At 70.1% G+C, this 19197-nt stretch carries 15 protein-coding genes and 1 pseudogene; 3 read left to right on the top strand and 13 right to left on the bottom strand.

Annotated elements, in window-relative coordinates:
* Window positions 1-15: 15 nt before the first annotated feature.
* From FGL15_RS15440 to FGL15_RS15385, 12 genes and pseudogenes are all read right to left on the bottom strand, one after another.
* On the bottom strand, window positions 16-1947 hold the full coding sequence (locus FGL15_RS15440) for a thioredoxin domain-containing protein (protein WP_138946631.1): 1932 nt from the start codon (window positions 1945-1947) through the stop codon (window positions 16-18).
* Window positions 1948-1967: 20 nt separating this feature from the next.
* Window positions 1968-2747, bottom strand: a complete 780-nt coding sequence (locus FGL15_RS15435) for a DUF1684 domain-containing protein (protein WP_079705432.1) — start codon at window positions 2745-2747, stop codon at window positions 1968-1970.
* 132 nt (window positions 2748-2879) lie between these two features.
* Window positions 2880-3815 (bottom strand): ABC transporter substrate-binding protein, encoded by a 936-nt coding sequence (locus FGL15_RS15430; RefSeq protein ID WP_079705431.1) that lies wholly within the window; start codon window positions 3813-3815, stop codon window positions 2880-2882.
* Between the two features lie 89 nt (window positions 3816-3904).
* Window positions 3905-4708, bottom strand: coding sequence for an ABC transporter permease (locus FGL15_RS15425; RefSeq protein ID WP_138946630.1), 804 nt, complete (start codon window positions 4706-4708; stop codon window positions 3905-3907).
* Window positions 4705-5415, bottom strand: a complete 711-nt coding sequence (locus FGL15_RS15420) for an ABC transporter permease (RefSeq protein ID WP_079705429.1) — start codon at window positions 5413-5415, stop codon at window positions 4705-4707. Before FGL15_RS15420 ends, FGL15_RS15425 begins: the two co-directional genes overlap by 4 nt.
* Complete coding sequence (locus FGL15_RS15415) at window positions 5412-6281, bottom strand: ABC transporter ATP-binding protein (RefSeq protein WP_138946629.1); 870 nt, start codon at window positions 6279-6281, stop codon at window positions 5412-5414. The genes FGL15_RS15420 and FGL15_RS15415 overlap by 4 nt, the downstream gene beginning before the upstream one ends.
* A 216-nt stretch (window positions 6282-6497) precedes the next feature.
* Window positions 6498-7985, bottom strand: a complete 1488-nt coding sequence (locus tag FGL15_RS15410) for an aromatic amino acid lyase (protein ID WP_168223415.1) — start codon at window positions 7983-7985, stop codon at window positions 6498-6500.
* A 211-nt stretch (window positions 7986-8196) separates the two neighbouring features.
* Complete coding sequence (locus FGL15_RS15405) at window positions 8197-8952, bottom strand: ABC transporter permease (protein WP_138946627.1); 756 nt, start codon at window positions 8950-8952, stop codon at window positions 8197-8199.
* Entirely contained in the window at window positions 8952-9863 is a 912-nt protein-coding gene (locus FGL15_RS15400) for an ABC transporter ATP-binding protein (protein ID WP_138946626.1), read from the bottom strand. Before FGL15_RS15400 ends, FGL15_RS15405 begins: the two co-directional genes overlap by 1 nt.
* 40 nt (window positions 9864-9903) lie before the next feature.
* Window positions 9904-10122 (bottom strand): annotated as a pseudogene (locus tag FGL15_RS15395) (transcriptional regulator); the annotation flags it as partial.
* 51 nt (window positions 10123-10173) lie between these two features.
* Window positions 10174-10824, bottom strand: a complete 651-nt coding sequence (locus FGL15_RS15390; RefSeq protein WP_138946625.1) for a hypothetical protein — start codon at window positions 10822-10824, stop codon at window positions 10174-10176.
* 456 nt (window positions 10825-11280) lie between these two features.
* Window positions 11281-12552, bottom strand: coding sequence for an HNH endonuclease signature motif containing protein (locus tag FGL15_RS15385; RefSeq protein ID WP_138946624.1), 1272 nt, complete (start codon window positions 12550-12552; stop codon window positions 11281-11283).
* A gap of 443 nt (window positions 12553-12995) precedes the next feature.
* Between FGL15_RS15385 and hrpA the strand changes: the two genes are divergently transcribed.
* Entirely contained in the window at window positions 12996-16871 is a 3876-nt protein-coding gene (gene hrpA / locus FGL15_RS15380; protein ID WP_205858634.1) for an ATP-dependent RNA helicase HrpA, read from the top strand.
* A gap of 66 nt (window positions 16872-16937) precedes the next feature.
* Here hrpA and FGL15_RS15375 read toward each other — a convergent pair whose 3' ends face one another.
* On the bottom strand, window positions 16938-17789 hold the full coding sequence (locus tag FGL15_RS15375) for a sulfurtransferase (RefSeq protein WP_138946622.1): 852 nt from the start codon (window positions 17787-17789) through the stop codon (window positions 16938-16940).
* A 199-nt stretch (window positions 17790-17988) separates the two neighbouring features.
* On the opposite strand from FGL15_RS15375, the gene FGL15_RS15370 reads away from it, so the two are divergent.
* Both FGL15_RS15370 and FGL15_RS15365 read left to right on the top strand, forming a co-directional pair.
* Window positions 17989-18621, top strand: coding sequence for a flavin reductase family protein (locus tag FGL15_RS15370; protein WP_205858759.1), 633 nt, complete (start codon window positions 17989-17991; stop codon window positions 18619-18621).
* A gap of 96 nt (window positions 18622-18717) precedes the next feature.
* Window positions 18718-19098, top strand: coding sequence for a DoxX family membrane protein (locus FGL15_RS15365; protein WP_079705419.1), 381 nt, complete (start codon window positions 18718-18720; stop codon window positions 19096-19098).
* The last annotated feature ends 99 nt before the right edge of the window (window positions 19099-19197 follow it).

The following is a 19197-nucleotide window of genomic DNA, read 5'->3' as shown; positions in this document are numbered from 1 at the left end:
GACGGGCGCGCTGGATCAGCGGGCGTCGAGCTGCGCCGCGTCCGTCACCGGGAGGCGGCAGACGAAGTCCCGGCAGTGGTAGGCGGTCAGTCGGCCGTCCCGACTCGTCCGTTCGGCGAAGACGTCGAACCCGCCCGCCGCCCAGGCCACCGCCTGCCGCTCGGAGACCACCGCCACGACGTCGTCCCGGCGCGTCCTGACCACGTCGCGCATCGCCCGGTCCGCCGTCGCGCGATCCTCGTCCTCGTCCCGGTCCGCCCGATCCGGCCCGACGACGATCAGTTGCGACGCCGGCCCGGTGAGCGATGCCGCCAAGGCCAGACTCGCGCCGAACGCGGTCGGTGCCGACAGCGCAGCCGACGCGGCGAACCGGACCGCGCCCTCGGCGGCGTGCCGGAACCGGCCGTCGGCCGTCAGCTGGAACAGCAGCAGCGACGCGCGTCCGAGCGAGGATATCCCCGAGGGATACGCGCCCTCCGACGGGTCGCCGTCGATCCGCATGCCCTGGGCCGACAGCACCGGGTCGCCGCCGCCCGGCAGGATGAAGCCGGCCACCGTGGCGGAGGAGGTGTCGGTCACGGTCTCGTCGGTCACGGTCTCGTCAGGCAAGCACCGGTCGACGAGGTCGCGGGCGAGCTCCGCGTAGCGGACCTCGCCCGTCGCGAGGCCGAGGCGCAGGAGCCCCTCCGCGAGCATCCCGTAGTCCTCGAGGGCCGCAGCCGCACCCGACCGCCGTTCGTCGAGCGAGGCCCGGGCGAGCGTGCCGTCCGAGCCGAGGTGGTTCTCGACCACCGCGTCCGCCGCCCACCTCGCTGATTCGAGCCACTCGGGGCGGTCGAAGACCGTCGAGGCCTCCGCCAGCGCGCCGATCGCGAGCCCGTTCCAACCGGTGAGCACCTTGCGGTCAACGGCCGGCGGGGTCAGCATCGCCCGGCCGTCCACATCGCGTCGGTAGTAGCCACCCTCCGATCCGACGCCGTCGACGACGCTCTCGGAGTCCTGCGCCGACCCGAAACCGCCGCTCGGCTGCTGCAGCGTGCCGATGAGGAACTCGGCGATCCCGGCGGCGACACTGGCCGCCCACGAGCTCGGGCGCTCGGCCCAAGCCCGCGTGTACGCGGTGAGGAGGAGCGCGTTGTCCGTCAGCATGCGTTCGTAGTGCGGCTCGGTCCAGTCCCGGTTGACCGCGTACCGGAAGAACCCGCCTTCGACCGGATCCCGGAGTGCCGAGGCCCCCATCGTCCTGAGGGTGCGTTGCGCGAGGTCGACACCGCGGTGAGCGACCTCCCCCTCGCGCGGCGTCAGCAGGAAGTCGAACAGCGGGGCCATCGGGAACTTCGGAGCCGTGCCGAAGCCGCCGAGCTCCCGGTCCTCGAGCGCCTCGACCGCCGCGATCGCCGCGTCGAGGTCGCCGGGCTCCGGCAGTGGGGCGTCCTCCGTGGACGACATCGTCTCGGCGATCGCCCGCGCGAGTCCGTCGGCGCTCGCGACGACCTGCTCCCGTCGCTCGGTCCACGCGACGCGGACGGCCTCGAGCACCTGCGGGAACGAGGGATGCCCGCGGAGCGGGACGGGAGGCGAGTAGGTCCCCGCGTGGAAGACGTGTCCGCGCGGCGTCACGAACACGTTCAGCGGCCAACCCAGGTCACGGGTGAACGCGCCGGCGGCGGCGAGGTAACTGGCGTCGACGTCGGGATGTTCCTCGCGGTCGACCTTCACCGCCACGAAGTCGCGTCGGAGGAGCCCGGCGATGTGCTCATCCGAGAACGACTCGCGTGCCATGACGTGACACCAGTGACACGTCGAGTAGCCGATCGAGACGAGCAGGGGGACGTCACGACGGGCCGCCTCTGCGAAGGCCTCGGGTCCCCACGGGTACCAGTCGACCGGCTGCTCGGCGTGCGAGCGGAGGTACGGGCTCATCGCCTCAGCGAGCCGGTTCGTCATGCGGGATCCGTGGCCGGGACCTACTGGCCGAGCGGCAGTCGCTCGCCCGCCGTGATCCGCGTACGGAGCCGGTTGTTCGGCGCAGGCAGCGGGCACACGTAGTGGTCGCTGAACGCGCACGGCGGCAGGTACGCGCGGTTGAAGTCGACGAGGACGTGGCCGTCCGCGGTCGGGGCCGGCATGCTGATGAACCGGAACCGGTAGCTCTCGTCGCCACTCGTGCCGTCGGAGAAGACCGCCCAGAGTCCGTTCGGGCCGCCCGTGACCGTCAGCGACACCGCTTCGTCACCGAGCTCGAACTCGACCCGGCCGACGGGGGTCTCGGTCGTGACGTGGCCGTCGATCGACTCGGTCTCGACCGTGACGTCCGGGGACGGCACGAACCGCGCCGGCCGGATCCAGGCGACGTCGGGGGCGAACGCGCTGATGCCCGCGAGCGAGGTCCGCGTCGGCGCCTCCGGGTCGAGCACTCGGAGGGCGTAGACGCCGTCCCGCTCCATGCCTCGGAGCAGCGCGTCGCCGAAGTGCAGTTCGTCACCGTGGACCAGCTCGACGCGGTCGGTCATGATCTGCGCGCCGCTCGGCGTGGTCAGTCCGGTACCCGTGAGCCGCTCACCGACGATGCCGGTCGCGTCCGCACGCCAGGTGCCCGGCGCACCCTCGAGGGCGGTCGCCTCCTCGGTCAGCCAGTGGGTGAACCGGAGGGCGGCGATACCGTGGGGTGCTCGGACGGAACGCTCGCGAGCGGTGTGCCAGGCGGTCCACGACGCGATGAACTCTGCGGGGGTCTCGGAACTCATACCCTGACGCTACCAACTCCTCAGGTGTCGGAGACCCCCTGGACATCCGGCCGCAGCCGGATGCGCTCCCCGCGAACAGCGCGATGGCGCCGCCCGGAGAACCGGACGACGCCATCGACGTGTGGCTGCTGCTCAGCTGAAGAGCTTCTTGTCCTTCAGCCAGTCGGCCGCGAGGGTCTTCGGAGCGGCCTTCTCGTCGCCCTGGTTGCGGGCGTTGAGCTCGATGAGGTCCTCGGTGGTCAGCTCCGCGGACACGGCGTTCAAGACCTCCTTGACCTTGTCGCTGGCCTTGGCCGAGTTGATCAGCGGCAGGACGTTCTGCGGGAGGATCAGGTTCTCCGGGTCCTCGAGCGTGACGAAGTCGTTCTCGGTGATCGACGGGGTCGTGGTGTAGATGTCGGCGAGCTGGACCGTGCCGTCGAGCAGGGCCGCGGTGGTCTGTGCGCCGCCGCCGTCGCTGATCGGGACGAAGGTGAGCTTGTCGGCGGGGACGCCGTACACCTCGGTCAGGCCCTTCGGGCCGTACGGCCGCTCAGCCAACTCGGGTGCGCCGCCGATGGCCAGCGGGATGGTCAGGGCCGCGAGGTCGGCGAGGCTCGTGACGTTGTTCGCCTCGCTGAACTCCTTCGTGACGTTGTAGGAGTCCTTGTCCTCCGCCTTGGACTGGTCGAGGACCTCGTAGCCCTTCGGCGTGGCCTCCTGGAGGGCGGAGTAGACCTCGTCGCTCGACGTGGCCGTGGCGGAGTCGTCGAAGAACTGCAGCAGGTTGCCGCTGTAGTCGGGGACGAGGTCGATCGAGCCGTCTTCGAGCGCTGCGATGTAGACGTCGCGCGCGCCGATGTTGAGGGACTCGGCCGTCTTGATGTCGTTGGCCTCGAGCGCCTGGATGTAGATCTGCGCGATGATCTCCGACTCGGGGAAACCGGCGGAGCCGACCGTGATCGTGTCGGACGCCGCGGTCTCCCCGGCGGTCGGATCGCCTGCGGAGCAGGCGCTGAGTGCGAGGGCCGCGACGGCGGTCGCGGCGATGCCGACGGCGAGGCGTCGACCCTGTCGAACTGTGAACATGGTGTTTCCTATCTGTGATGGGCGAGAACGGTGGTGCCGTTGTGGGTCTGGGAGCCGGGCGGTGCTGTCACCCGGGCTGGTGGGACGCGTCAGTCGTTGCGGTATGCCGCGGTCTGCATGTTCGCCTCCGCTTCTGCGACGACGGGGTCTGGTGCGGTGGACCGGTCGCCGCCGGTGGCGTGACCCCTGGTCTCGTCGACCCGCGTGTGGGTCGCCTGGACGCCGCGCGGCACGACGGCGCGCTGCAGCAGGGAGAAGACGCCCTCGAGGAGGAGGGCGAGCACGATGATGATGATCGAGCCGGCGAGCATCTGCGCGTAGTCCCGTACCGGGAGGCCGTCGAGGATGTAGCGACCGAGACCGGGGCCGTTGGTGAGGAAGGCGACGACGGTGGCGGTCGCGATCGTCTGCAGGACCGCCGAGCGCACGCCACCGATCATGAGCGGGAGGGCGAGCGGGATCTCCACCTTGCCGAGGATCTGCCACTCGTTCATCCCGACAGCACGCGCGGCGTCGATGGTCTGGCGGTCGATCGACTCGACCCCGCCGTACGCACCGGCCAGGACGGGCGGGACGGCGAGCACGACGAGAGCCGTGATCGCCGGGACGAGACTCGTGCTGGAGAAGCCCCACCCGAGCGTGATGAGCGCGAGGAGTGAGAGCAGACCGAGGGTCGGCAAGGCCCGGAGCGCGCCGGTGATCGCGACCGCGACCTCCCGTCCCTTCCCGGTGTGCCCGATGAGGAGCCCGAGCGGGATCGCGATGACGCAGGCGATGAGGACGGTCAGGCCGGTCACGGCCAGGTGCTGGAGCACCCGCACCGGGATGCCACCTGGGCCATCCCAGTGCGCGGGGTCGAAGATCCAGGCGAAGGCGGCGAGGAAGTTGATCATGCTGCTCCTCCCCCGGCGGTCGCCAGCTCACGGGCTTCCGTGGCCGCACGACGACGACGGATCGCACCCTTCGAGCTGATCCGCGTCCACGGCATGAGGAGCCGGCCGAGGAGCACCAACAGGACGTCGAACACGATCGCGATCACGACCGTCCCGACGATGCCGGTCAGGATTTCGATCGGGAACTGCCGGTTATAGCCGTCGGTGAAGAGGTAGCCGAGGTTCGTCACGCCGATGAGGGCGCCGACACTCAGCAGGCTGATGGTGCTCGCGGAGACCACGCGGATGCCGGCGAGCATGAGCGGACCCGCCAGCGGGAACTCGACCCGCCAGAACCGCTGGCCGGTGGAGAACCCCACGGCCTGGGCCGACTGCCGGACCCCGGCGTCGACGGCGTCGAGGGCATCGGCGACCGTGCGGACGAGCAGGGCCACGGCGTAGATGGTGAGCGCGATCACGACGTTCGCCGGATCGAGGATCTTCGTTCCGATGAGGGACGGCATGAGGACGAACAGCGGCAGGGACGGGATCGCGTAGAGGATGCCGCTCAGCGTGAGCAGCACGCCACGCGACCACCGGTACCGGTGTGCGAGCCAGCCGAGGGGCAGGGAGATGAGGAACCCCAGGATGATCGGGGGCAGGCTCAGCTGGACATGGGTGAGGGTGAGGTCCCAGATCATGTCCCAGTTCGCGATGACCCAGCTCATGTGGAGGCGCCGTCCTTCCGGACGTCGAGGCCCGGGCGGTCGCCTGCGCCGGGCCCGGCTCCGAGGACACCGGCGGGGCGGCCCGACTCGTCGACGACGACGTCGCGTCCGTCGACGCGCTCGACGTGCAGGGTCCGCTGGCCGCGATCGGCACCGATGAACTGGGCGACGAAGTCGTCGGCCGGGTTGGCGACGATCTCGGACGGCGTGCCGACCTGGGCGATGTGGCCGCCCTTCTGCAGGATGACGACCTGGTCGCCGAGGAGGAAGGCCTCGTCGATGTCGTGGGTGACGAACACGATCGTCTTCGCGATGTCGCGCTGCAGCCGGAGCAGCTCCCGCTGGAGCTCGGCACGTACGAGCGGGTCGACGGCGCCGAACGGCTCGTCCATCAGCAGGATGTTCGGGTCGATCGCGAGGCCTCGTGCGACGCCGACGCGCTGCTGCTGGCCGCCGGAGAGTTGGCTCGGGTACCGGTCGGCGAGCGCGCGGTCGAGTCCGACGGTGTCGAGGAGGGTGAGGGCGTCCGCCCGGGCCTGCTTCTTGTTGACGCCGGTGAGCATGGGTACCGTGGCCACGTTGTCGATCACGGTGCGGTGCGGGAGGAGACCGGAGTTCTGCATGACGTAGCCGATGCGGCGACGGAGACGGACGGGGTCGACGGCGGAGACGACCTCGTCGTCGATGACGATGCGTCCCTCGCTCGGATCGACCATGCGGTTGATCATGCGCAGGAGCGTGGTCTTGCCGCAGCCTGAGGACCCGACGAAGACCGTGGTGGACCGCGACGGGATCGTGAGGGAGAAGTCGTCGACCGCGAGGGTGCCGTCGTCGAAACGCTTGGAGACGTGTTCGAAGGAGATCATGCTGGACCGATGCCTCTTCTCTGCACGGCTGTTCGTGACAGGTCGTCTTCCAAGGGTCGTCGCCGCCGCGGTCGGTGGCTCGCTGAACGTCTCTCGGTCGGTGGTCCGAACCTACCGGAGGGCACTGACATCGCCCACCCCTCGACACGTGTCGAAATACATGGCATGCGACGACGTGGGTGCGCCCTCGCACGTTCGACGGCCGGCCGCCGTCGCTCAGGATCGGTCGACGCCCAACGCGGCGAGCGCCGCCGTGACGAGCTGCTGACCTTGCAGCTCCTGCTCGATCGCCGACCGGAGGCCGGCGTGGGCGACGGAGAACCCGACCGACCATCCGTCGTGCTCCGCCGGGCCGAGCGCGTCCGCCGCGACGACCGCCTCGACCGCCAGCACGTCCGCGAGGAGGGCGGTCGAGCGTTCGAGCAACCGCAGCGAGGTCCCGGCGAAGGAGGCCGGGGCGTCCGAGTCCTCGTTCGGCACGCCCGCGGCGACGACCGGGGTCGCGAGCACGCGCAGTTCGGCGACGAGGTCCGCGGCCGACTGACCGAGCCGACCTGGTACGAGCCCGTGCCCGGTCCCCCGGCGGTCGGCACCGCCTCCGTCGATGCGTCCGAGCCGTCGCTCGGCGGCAGCAGCGGTGTACGCGATGGCCGCGCGCAGCCCGTCGAAGGTGCGGGCGAGCCGCGCGCCATGCAGCAACCCGCCCGTGCGCAGGACACCCGACGCCTGATCGACGAGTGGATCCTCCGAAGCCGTTCCGAGCGTCGCTTCGACGAGCAGGACGGCCGCCGCGACCTCGTCGGCGAGGGCACCGTTGATCTGCGGCGTCGACCCGAGCCGCAGTCCGTCCAGGTCCCGTCCGCCGCGCGCACCCTCTGAGCGGACCGACGTCGCCAACACCTCGGAGATCCGCTCGCCGCTGGCCCGGGTACCCGCTGACGGGCTGCCGGCGAGGACCCTCGGGTCGAACGCCGGTCCCCACCCGCCGAGCCCGGACCGCGCAGCGGCCCGCGACGAGAGCGCGCTCGTGGTGTCCGTCAGTCGGCTGAGCGCGCCGAGCCGGTGGAGTGCGAGCGCACCGACGCCGAGGGAGTAGGCGTTGTGGTGGACGAACGCCAACCCCTCGTGCACAGCGAGGTCGAGCGGTGCGAGCCCGACCCGCGACAGGGCGACCTGCGCGGGGAGCCGCTCACCCGCGAGGACCGCCTCCCCCTGCCCCATCACGAGCGTCGCGACGGACGCCAGGTGGGTCTCGTCGCCGTCGCCGAGGGATCCGACGGACGGGATCACCGGGGTCACCCCACGGTTGAGGAGCTCCGCGACGAACACGGCCGTCTCGAGGCGGATCCCGGATGCGCCACGGGTCCATCCCGCGAGCCGGGCGGCGACCACCGCCCGAGCACGGTCCACCGAGAGCGGCAGTCCGATGCCGCCACGGCGATCGTGGACGACGCGCTCCTCCACCGCCGAGGCATCCAGCGTCGCGGTGCGCGGAGCCGCTCGTCCCCCGGCGGGACCAGGGATCCGTGGACCCTGGGACCGAGGACCCGGCGCACCGACTCCGACCGGCGTCGTCTGCCGGTCGACGATGGCCCTGCCAGCACCGATGCGGTCGAGCGCAGGGGTGTCGAGGACGACGATGGCGTCGTCGCGGGACACGGCCACGAGGTCGTCGACCGAGATCGGACCGGTGCCGAACACCACAGGCGCCCCCATCAGCGCGCGCCCGTCGGTCGGTCGGCGGCGTTCGTCTGGTCTGCGCTGCTGGACACGGGTCGCTCCATCCGCTCGTCATGGGCCGTGGTCCGGCCGGGATGGACGTCAGCGTACGAGCGCCCGGCGGCAGGTGCACGGTGTGTGTCGACGTGTGACAGAACATGGAGACGGCCGGTGCTCGGCGAGGTGTCCGTCGACCTCAGCGGTAGCGGCGGCCCTCGTCGCGGCGGTAGAGGGCGAGGACCACGACGGTCAGGACGAGGGTCCAGGCCAGGACGCCGACCCACGACCACCACGGCAACTCGCCACCCTGGACCGCCCACACGACGAGCTCCCGGGTCTGACGGCTCGGGAGGAACATCGACAGCCGGTCGAGCCACGGGGCGAAGAGGAACGGCGGGATGAACAGTCCGCCGGCGAAGGCCAGCGAGAACATGACCACCTGCACCACGGCGATCGCGGCCTTACTGGGGAGGGCGTACCCGATCGCGGTGCCGATGAGCATGAACGGCAGGGCACCCACCGGGAGCGCCACGATGCTGCCGAGCAATCCCATCGGAGTCGTGGTGGCGGCGGTCAGGAGCGCACCGAGCACGACGACCGGGATGACGGCCGCGAACCCGAGGAGGCCGACCGAGCACAGGTGCGAGAGGACCCGGGCGACACCCGTCACCGGAAGCGTGCGGAGGTACGGGTCCCACGCCTGCTCCCTCGCCTGGGCGATGGTCAGCCCGAACCCGAACAGGGAGTTGGCGAGCACGGCGAAGACGATGAGGGAGATGACCGCCTGGGTGGCGATGACGGGATCGCCGGCGACCTGCGCCTGCGGGACGACGAAGAACAGCAGCGAGAGCGCGGGGAAGACGAGCGAGCCGATCAGCGCGATCGGGACGCGTACGGTCTCGAGCAGGGAGTACCGCGCGTGCAGGGCGGTGAGCTGGAGTGTGGTGGCCATCAGGCGGCGCTCCGTTCGACGTCCTCCCGGGCATCCGCGGTGAGGGTCAGGAACGCCTCCTCGAGGGTCGCTCCGCGCACGGCGAGATCGGTGAACGGGGCCTCGGACCGGACGAGCTCGCGCACGAACGCGTCGGCGTCACGGACGTCCAGTTCGACGGCGTCACCGTCATGACTCGCCTGGACGACCCCGGCGAGCCGCTCCATCGCTCCGGGGTCGGTGGTCCGGAGCCGCACCCGGTGGATACCGACGAGCCCGAGCACGTCGCGCAGTGGGGCATCGGTGACGACCCGTCCGCCGCCCAGCACCACGACGCGCTCGGCGAGCGCTTCGATCTCCTCGAGGTAGTGACTGGTGAGGACGATCGTCGCCCCGAGCTCGTGTTGCCGGCGGATCGCGTCCCAGAGGGTCCGACGGGCGTCGACGTCGAGGCCCGTCGTCGGCTCGTCGAGGAGCACGAGACGCGGTCTGCCGACGAAGGCGAGTGCGACAGCGAGTCGGCGCTGCTGGCCGCCCGAGAGCGAGCCCGTCTGGCGTCGGAGGAGGTCGCCGAAACCGAACTGCTCCGCCAGGGCGGCCGTCGGCACGCGGTCTGCGAAGTGCCGTCCGACGAAGTCGACGACCTCTCCCACCCGGAGCGTGGGCGGCAGTGCCGTCTCCTGCGGTGTCGATCCGAGCCGCGTGCGGTTGACCGCTTGGGCGGGATCGCCGCCGAAGAGCGTCACCGTGCCGGTCGTCGGACGTCGGGTGCCCTGCAGCAGGGAGAGCACGGTGGACTTGCCGGCGCCGTTGGGCCCGAGGAGCCCGACGAGCGAGCCCGGCTCGATCCGGAGGTCGACGTCGTGCAGCGCGGTCACCTCGCCGTAGCGTCGTGTCACGCCCTCGAGGGTGGCCAGTGGTGTGATCGTCATGATGTCCCGTTCCCGACGCGCCGCCGAGCATCGCTCGAAGGCCGGTCATGTAGTCCTCGAACGCGCGGCGCCCGAGCGTGGTGAGTTCCAGGTAGGTGACCGGAGTGCGTCCCCGGTGGGTCTTCGTGACGAGGACGTAGGCGCCGTCCTCGAGTTTCCGCAGGTGTGTGGACAGGTTCCCGGCGGTCATGTCGAGCATCTCCTGCAGGCGGGGGAACGACATGCTGCTGTCCGCATCGATCGCCGCGAGCGTCGACATGATGCGCAGGCGGGCTTGAGCGTGGATGAGGGGGTCGAGTTCGTCCATCGGTCACGCCGCCGATCGGTGGGCACGCCGACGGCGGGTCGCCTCGAGGAACGTCGCGTACACGAGGAACCCGCCTCCGCCGGCGATGGACATGATGAGCGCGTTGCCCGGCGAGCCGAAGAACGGTGCGGCCATGCCGACCACGATGATCCAGATGCCCATGCCGTACATGAGGCGGTCGCGCCAGACTGCTCCACCTGCGAGGTACAGCAGACCGACCACGAGGCTGTAGATGGCCGGGTAGAAGATGGCGGCGAGTGCGGGTGCCATCCCCGCAGCGAACAGGGCGCCTCCGAACACCGCCGCTGCCGTGCACCCGATCGCCCAGGCGATGCCGTACATGGTCCCCTGCACCTGCTGTGCTCCCTGGATCCCGCGCGACACACGGGAGCCGATGATCGACGACGAGACGATGCCGCCGACCATCAGGATCCCGAAGAGCCATCCGGCGACTGTCGGCGGCGTGGTGAACCAGGGGTTCTCGTCGCTCGCGGACCAGAGCGCGAGGAACCCGACGGTCCACGCGACACCCCAGATGTACACGATCGCGATGGTGGGCCTCGTGAAGATGTCATCGACACGGCTCGCCTGTCGCTCCTGCAGAGCGAGCATGGCGGCCGGGTCGAGCGCGTCCGAGCCATCGGTGGGTTCCATCGGTGAAGTCATATCTACTTTGTAACGCAAACCACTCTGCGAAGCAACTCTGTTTGCGATACAGCGCGTAGACCTGCCCGCTTGACGCCGAGGTGCCGCAGCCCAACTGCCCTTCGACAGGCTCAGTGACCGGGTTCATCCGGCCGCCCCTCTCCCGCCCACCCTTCGACAAGCTCAGGGACCGGACCATCTCCGGCGAACCCCTCCCGGTCACTGAGCCTGTAGAAGTGCGGCACAGCTCGGGGACCGAAACGGTGCGGGCAGACTTCTCCCGGTCACTGAGCTTGTCGAAGTGCCCGCGAGGAATCCTCATCGTTCCGGGCGCACCTCTTCCGGTCACTGAGCTTGTCGAAGTGCCCACGAGGAACCCTCATCGTTCCGGGCGCACCTCTTCCGGTCACTGAGCTTGTCGAAGTGCCCACGAGAACCCTCGACAGGCTCAGGGACTCAAGCTGGTCAGAACGGTGCGGGGTCCGGTTCCGTCCGGTGGTGTTTCCCGTCGGGCGTTGTCCAGTCGAGGACCCCGCCGGGCTCGTGGTCGAGGTTCCAGCCGGGGAGGTGCTTCAGCCGGTGATGATGTCGACAGAGACAGGCGAGGTTGCCGACATCTGTGGTGCCGCCGTCTTCCCAAGCGACCGAATGGTCGAGGTCGCAGGCCCTCGCGCGTCTGCCGCACCCCGGTGCCCGACAGGTGCCGTCTCGCAACCGCACCGCCCGTTGGAGGTCGGCCGGAACGCGGTACTGATTGCGTCCGACGGAGAGCACCGCGCCGGTCTCCGGCTGCACGAGGATCCGGGCGAAGCTGGGTGCGTTGACCGCGATACGTGCGGCGGTCTCGGGGTCGATGGGACCGTATCCGTCGAGCGTGGCCGGGGTATCGCTGACGCCGGCCATGCTCAGCGCCGGGACCGTGATCTGCACGGTCGGCGTGATGTGCTCCTGCACCTCGATCGGATGCGGAAGGACCGAGCTCGACATGATGTCGTCGGGCGTGACGCCGGTGAGGGCCAGTGTCGCGAGCGCGTCCGCCTGCAGCTGGGCGCACGTGCGGGTGTCGCCCGCCTGGCGTGACTCCGCCGCGGCGGCTTCGACCCGCTCGATGAGCCCCTGCGCGATGGGCGCGGTGGTGAAGAGATGCACCCAAGCCATGCCGTCGGCGGCGGGTTCGAACTCGACTCGGCGGTCGGCCTCGGAGCGAACCGCGCGGACGATGATGGATTCCGGGTGGAGGCGCTCGCGCAAGACGCGGGCACTCGTGCGGAGGCCAGTGGCCGTGGTGCGCTCGGCGACGACGAGAACCTGTTCGAGGAACGCTGCCCGGCCCGCGGTCGGGACGTCGCAGAGCTGGTCGGTGATCACCTGCGCGTGCCGGGCGGAGATGCGGCCGGCCTCGAGCGACGCCAGCACGGCCGGTGCGTCGTTCACGAGACGTTCCGCGTCGTTGGTCGCCCGCTGGATCGTCCGTTCCGGCGTCCGCGTCGCCATCGCAAGGGCTGCGTAGGTGGAGCGGCGGGAGAGGTCCTGCCGCTCGGCCGGCGGAAAGACGGTCGGGACCGTGGCGTCGGCGAACGCGTCCGCGTACGCGGCTGAACGGGCCAGGAGGCGCGCCTTCCGTGCGTCCAGGGCAGCCTGCTGCCGGTGGAGCTCCGCCCACTCGTCCGAGAACTCCGCCAGCTGCGCGGCGTACTCGTCGCCGACGCGGATCGCGGTGGCAGTGGTCTCGGTCATGAAACAAGTCCACCATGGACCACTGACATTCCAGATGGTGAGTGGGATCGGTTGTGGAAGTCCCTCGTGCGCCCTTCGACAGGCTCAGGGACCGGAAGAAGATCACCAGAGCGGGAGGTCCCTCGTGTGCCCTTCGACAGGCTCAGCGACCGGTGGAAGGGCGCCGGATTCGTGGGGTGCTCCGTGTGCCCTTCAACAGGCTCAGGGACCGGGAGAAGATCACCGGAGCGGGAGGCCCCTCGTGGGCCCTTCGACAGGCTCAGGGACCGGCGGAGGACCACCTGGAGCGGGAGGCCCCTCGTGCGCCCTTCGACAAGCTCAGGGACCGAAGGAGGTTGCTCAGGGACCGAAGGAGGTTGCTCAGGGACCGGAGGATGGGTTCGCCGGATCAAGAGGCCCGGAGCGGCAGCACACCGCGTCCAGCCCGATACGATGGAGGGCTGATGTCCGACCTCCGAATCTCCTACCCGCCCGAGCTGCCGGTCAGTGCCGCCCGCGCGGACATCGCGCGTGCCATCAGCGAGAACCAGGTCGTCATCGTCGCGGGAGCCACGGGTTCCGGCAAGACCACCCAGCTGCCGAAGATCTGCCTCGAGCTCGGTCGCGAGTCCATCGGGCACACGCAGCCCCGACGACTGGCCGCGCGCACGATCGCCGAACGCATCTCGGAGGAGCTCGGCCAGGAGCTCGGTGGCATCGTCGGCTACCAGGTCCGCTTCACCGATCAGGCGTCGAAGGCGACGAAGATCAAGCTGATGACCGACGGCATCCTGCTGAACGAGATCCACCGCGACCGGATGCTGCGCAAGTACGACACGATCATCATCGACGAGGCGCACGAGCGCAGCCTCAACATCGACTTCCTGCTCGGCTACCTCAAGCAGCTCCTCCCCCAGCGCCCCGACCTCAAGGTCATCATCACGTCCGCGACGATCGATCCGGAGAGCTTCTCGAAGCACTTCGACGGAGCACCCATCGTCGAGGTCTCCGGCCGCACGTACCCGGTCGAGATCCGCTACCGGCCGCTCGTGGCCGACGAGCCCACGGACGACGATGAGGACGCCCCGGAGTCCGAAGCCGCCGACCGCGACTACCTCGAAGGCATCAACGCGGCCCTCGACGAGCTGGCGCGGGAGTCGATGGGCGACGTCCTCGTCTTCCTGTCCGGCGAGACCGAGATCCGCGACGCCGCCGACGCCATCCGCGGGCGCAACCTGCCCGGCACCGAGGTGCTGCCGCTCTACGGCCGGCTCTCCTCCGCCGACCAGCACCGTGTTTTCCAGCCGTCGACCGTGGCAGGCCTCCGCCGCCGCATCATCCTCGCGACGAACGTGGCCGAGACGAGCCTCACGGTGCCCGGCATCAAGTACGTGATCGACGCCGGAACCGCCCGCATCTCGCGCTACAGCGTGCGCTCCAAGGTGCAGCGGCTCCCCATCGAGGCGATCTCGCAGGCGTCGGCGAACCAGCGTTCGGGTCGGTCCGGCCGCACGAGCGACGGCATCGCCATCCGCCTCTACTCGGAGGACGACTTCGCGAAGCGCCCGGAGTTCACCGAACCGGAGATCCTCCGCACGAACCTCGCCGCGGTGATCCTCCAGATGATCTCCCTCGGCCTCGGCGACATCGCCGCCTTCCCCTTCCTCCAACCGCCGGACGCACGTGGCATCAAGGACGGCGTCGACCTACTGTCCGAACTCGGCGCGATCGAAACCCGCACCTTCGCCGACGGCTCACCTCGCGGCGGCGGCCCGCGGCTCACGCGGGTGGGGCGTGACCTCAGCCGCCTGCCGATCGATCCGCGGTTCGCGCGCATGGTCGTGGAGTCGAAGCAGCACGGGGTGTCGCGGGAGGTGCTCGCGATCGTCGCGGCGCTCACCATCCAGGACCCACGCGAACGACCGCTCGAGCACCGGCAGAAGGCCGACGAACTGCACCGCCGTTTCGTCGACCCCACGAGCGACTTCCTCGCCCTCCTGAACCTCTGGAACTACCTCGAGGAGAAACAGGACGAGCTGTCGTCGAGCGCGTTCCGCAGGCTCTGCAAGAACGAGTTCCTCAACTACCTCCGCGTCCGCGAGTGGCACGACGTCTACCGCCAGCTGCGTCAACTCGCGAAGCCCCTCGGCCTGACGATCAACGAGCCGGCGGTGAAACCCGACGGCATCCACAAGTCGCTCCTGGCGGGGCTCCTCTCGCACATCGGGCTGAAGGACCAGACCGTGGCTCCGGTCGTAAAGGGCCGGAACGCTCCACCGGCGACGAAGACCGCGAAGAAGGGCGACTACATCGGTGCCCGCCAGACGCGCTTCGTCCTCTTCCCGGGGTCCGCGCTCGCGAAGAAACAGCCGAACGCCGTGATGAGCGCGGAACTCGTGGAGACGAGTCGGCTGTTCGCCCGCACCAACGCCTCGATCGACCCGGCGTGGGCTGAGCAGATCGCCGGGGACCTCTGCAAGCGCTCGTACAGCGAGCCGCACTGGGAGAAGAACCAGGGCTCCGCCGTCGCCTTCGAGAAGGTGACCCTCTTCGGCGTGCCGATCGTGCCGCGCCGCCGGGTGCAGTTCGGTCGCATCGACCAGGAGCAGGCCCGCGAACTGTTCCTGCGGCACGCGCTCGTCGACGGCGAGTGGACCCACGACATCGGTCGCGACAAGCTGTTCGACTTCCACCGCGCGAACCGACGACTGCGCAAGGAGCTGAGTGAGCTCGAGGAGCGGACGCGACGCCGCGACATCCTCTTCGACGACGAAGCCGTCTTCGACTTCTACGACGCCCGCGTCCCTGCCGAGATCTCGACGACGCGGGGCTTCGAGTCCTGGTGGCGCAAGACGCGCGTCGACCAGCCCGAGCTGCTCACGATGCGCCAGGAGGATCTCCTCCCCGAGGACGCTCCGGCGGTGGATGAGGACCGCTTCCCCGCCGAGTGGGTGCAGGCCGACCAGCGGTTGAAGCTCAGCTACCGTTTCGAGCCCGGAAGCGACGACGACGGCGTGACGGTCATCGTCCCGCTCGCCCTGCTCGACCGGCTCTCGCCCGCGGGCTTCGACTGGCAGGTCCCCGGTCTCCGTCGGGACCTCATCACGGCGATGATCAAAGCGCTCCCGAAGGCCCTGCGTCGGAACATCGTGCCTGCGGCCGACTGGGCGGCGAAACTGCTCGCCGAGCTCCCCGCCGACGTCCCGGCGGTCGCCCCCGGCAGTCCCGCCGCCGAGGACTCCTTCGCCACCCGTCTTGCGAACGCCATCAAGCGGCTCTCCTACATGGACATCACCGCCTCGGACTTCGAGATGGAACGCGTGCCCGAACACCTGCTCGTGACCTTCCGGGTCATCGACGAGCGCGGCCGGACGCTCGCCAGCGGCAAGGACCTCGTCGAGCTGCAGCAGCGCCTCAAGCAGCGCACTCGGGCGAGCGTCGCCAAGGTCGCGGCCGCCAGAGTGCCCAACGCCATCGAGCGCTCCGGGTTCACGCGGTGGGACTTCGACGACCTCCCCCGCTTCATCGACATCCGCCAAGAGGACGGCGTGATCCGCGGCTACCCCGCGATCGTCGACGACGGCACGAGCGTGTCGATCCGGATCATGAGCACGGAGGCCGACCAGGCCCGCGCTATGCCCGCGGGGGTGCGCCGCCTCCTCCTGCTCGCGATCCCGTCCCCGACGGCGTATGTGCAGCAGCACCTCAAGGCCAACGAGAAGCTCGCGCTCGCGACGAGCCCCTACCGGTCGACGCCGGCGTTGTTCGAGGACTGCCTCGCCGCCTGCATCGACGACGTCCTGTTCCGCGTGGTGCCTGACGGCCAGGTGTTCTCCCGGCTCCAGTACGAGACGCTGCGCGACCGCGTCTCCGCCTCGGTCATGGACCGCATGTTCCAGACGGTCGCCATCGTCGCCCGCATCCTGCAGGCCGCTCGCGACACGGAGAAGGCCATGAAGGCGGCGACGAGCATGACGCTGCTCGCGGCACTCACCGACATGCGGGGCCAGCTCGACGGACTGGTCTTCCCGGGCTTCGTCTCCCGGACGGGCTCAGCACGGCTCGAACATCTGCCCCGCTACCTCGCCGGCATCCGTTACCGCGCCGAGCGACTGACGGACAACCCGAACCGCGACCGGGTGTGGATGACGGAGGCGCAGACGGCGTTGGCGCGGTTCGAGGCCGCCGGCGGCACGATCCCACTGCCCGCCGAGGCTCCGGAGCACCTCGTGAAGGCCCGGTGGATGCTCGAGGAGCTCCGGATCAGCCTGTTCGCCCAGCAGCTGGGCACGGCCGAGTCGGTGTCGTTGCAGCGCCTGCAGAAGGTCCTCGCGGACTAGCGCTCCCCGGTCCCTGAGCCTGTCGAAGGGCGCATCTCGACGAGCTCGTTGTCCGGAGTCGGCGATTCAGGCGTCCGGTCCCGTCGCCACCGGACGCTCCGGGTGGTTCGCCCACTCGCTCCACGACCCGGGGTACAGCACCGGTTCGAAGCCGGCCAGGGTGAGTGCGACCGCGTTGTGCGCCGCGGTCACCCCACTGCCGCAGTAGGTGGCGACCGTCGCGTCCTCAGGCACGCCCGCCGCGAGGAACTGCTCGCGGAGGGTCTCAGGCGGTAGGAACCGGCCGTCTGTGCCGACGTTGGCGGTCGTCGGTGTGCTGAGCGCGCCCGGGATGTGACCGGCCCGAGGGTCGATCGGTTCGACATCGCCCCGGTACCGTTCGCCGGCGCGCGCGTCGAGCAGCACCCGTCCCTCGCCCGCCCACGTCGCGGCGGTGTCGATGTCGATGGTCGGCAGGACACCCGTCGTCAACGTGACCGTCCCGGGTTCCGGGACGACCTCGCCACGCTCCACGGGCAGTCCGGCGTCCGTCCACGCCCGGAACGCGCCGTCGAGGATGCGGACGTCCGCGATGCCGGCGTTCCGCAGCACCCACCAGGCTCGTGCTGCCGACAGGCTCGTGAGGTCGTCGTAGACCACGACGACGTCGCCGTCGTCGACGCCCCACGATCGCGCGGAGGCCTGAAGCGCCTGACGGTCGGGCAAGGGGTGGCGGCCTCGGACGGCCGGTTCTCCGGGCGGCACGTGGTCGGCCAGCTCGTGGTCGAGGTCGACGTACACCGCGCCGGGCAGGTGACCCTCGAGGTAGGCGGGCCGTCCGTCCGGTGCGTCGAGTCGCCACCGCACGTCGAGGACGCGCACCGGCGTCTCGGAGGCGATCAAGGCGGCGAGGTCGTCCGGGGCGATGAGGATGGGCATGCGTCCAGCGTACGCACGCGAGGTCGACGGGACCTGCGCCCGACCACTCGGTCGCCGTCACACCGGGTAACAGAGTTGCAGCTCCGGCCGGATGAGCGAAACGTAGCCTGTGCAGCGTCCAACGAGTCGGCGTTGCAGCAGTCGTCCACAGTCGTTCGAAGGATCCCCCGTGAGCTCAGTCCACCCGGCAGCCGCCTCCGTGACCACCTTGCCGTCCCCCATCGACGGTGGCGAGGTCGCCCCCGGTTTCGCCTCCCTGTCCCCCGACGACTTCAAGGCGGCGTTCCGTCAGCACCCGGCCGGCGTCTCGGTCATCACCGCGGACGACGGCAGCGGGCCGGTGGGACTCACCGCCACCTCGGTCTTCTCCGTCAGTGCGGAACCGCCGCTCCTCGTCTTCTCCGTGTCGTCGCTGTCCTCGAGCGCGCCGACCATCACCGCGTCCGACACCGTCGTGGTCCACCTTCTGGGTTCCGAGCAGCTGCACATCGCGAAGCTCTGCGCGACGAGTGGGATCGATCGTTTCGCCGACACCTCCATCTGGGACCGCCTGCCGACGGGCGAGCCGTACTTCACGGGCAACGGCGTCTGGATCCGCGGACGTATCGTCAACCGCATGGAGGCCGGGACCTCCACGGTCATCGCGGTGCACGCGCTGGAGTCGAGCGTCTCGCAGCCGCAAGCGGCCGAGGAGCCGGTCCGGGCCGAGCCTGCCGCCGAGGCGCCCGCTCCCGCCGCCCCGACATTCAGCCCCAGCTTCGACGGCGCACCGCTCGTCTACCACAACCGCACCTGGCACCGTCTCGACGCGAACTCACAGATCGACGGCTGAGCGGCCTGCTGCTGGACATCTGTGCACTCGCAACCCGCCGTCGGTCCACCGATCTCCGGATAGCGTGGTGACATCACCATCGTCGAGAGGACCATCATGGCTGGATCGAAAGCCCGCACCGCCGCACGCCTGCTGCTCGGAGGCGCACTCGTGTTCGCCGGCATCAGCCACCTGACCTTCGCTCGGAAGGACTTCCAGGCGCAGGTGCCGGAATGGGTCCCGATCGACGAGGACACCACCGTGCTCGCCTCGGGCGTCGTCGAGATCGCCCTGGGTGCGGCACTCGCCTCAGGTGTCAAGCGGACGGCCGTCGGCAACCTCGCTGCGGCGTTCTTCACCGCGATCTTCCCGGGCAACCTCTCCCAGTGGCTCAACCGCCGCGACGCCTTCGGTCTCGACACGGACAGCCGCCGGTTCACCCGCCTCTTCTTCCAGCCCGTGCTCATCGCCTGGGCCCTCTGGTCCACCCGCCGCTGACCACCAGCCGTCGCTGAGTCGCCCGGATCTGCGCGTTTCCGCGTGGGATTCGAACATCCTCGGGCGAGTCAGCGGCGCACGGCGGATCGCCAGGTAGGG

The sequence above is a fragment of the Plantibacter sp. M259 genome, assembly GCF_006065115.1.
Classification (GTDB): domain Bacteria; phylum Actinomycetota; class Actinomycetes; order Actinomycetales; family Microbacteriaceae; genus Plantibacter; species Plantibacter auratus.
This window is presented reverse-complemented; position numbering and strand designations above follow the sequence as displayed.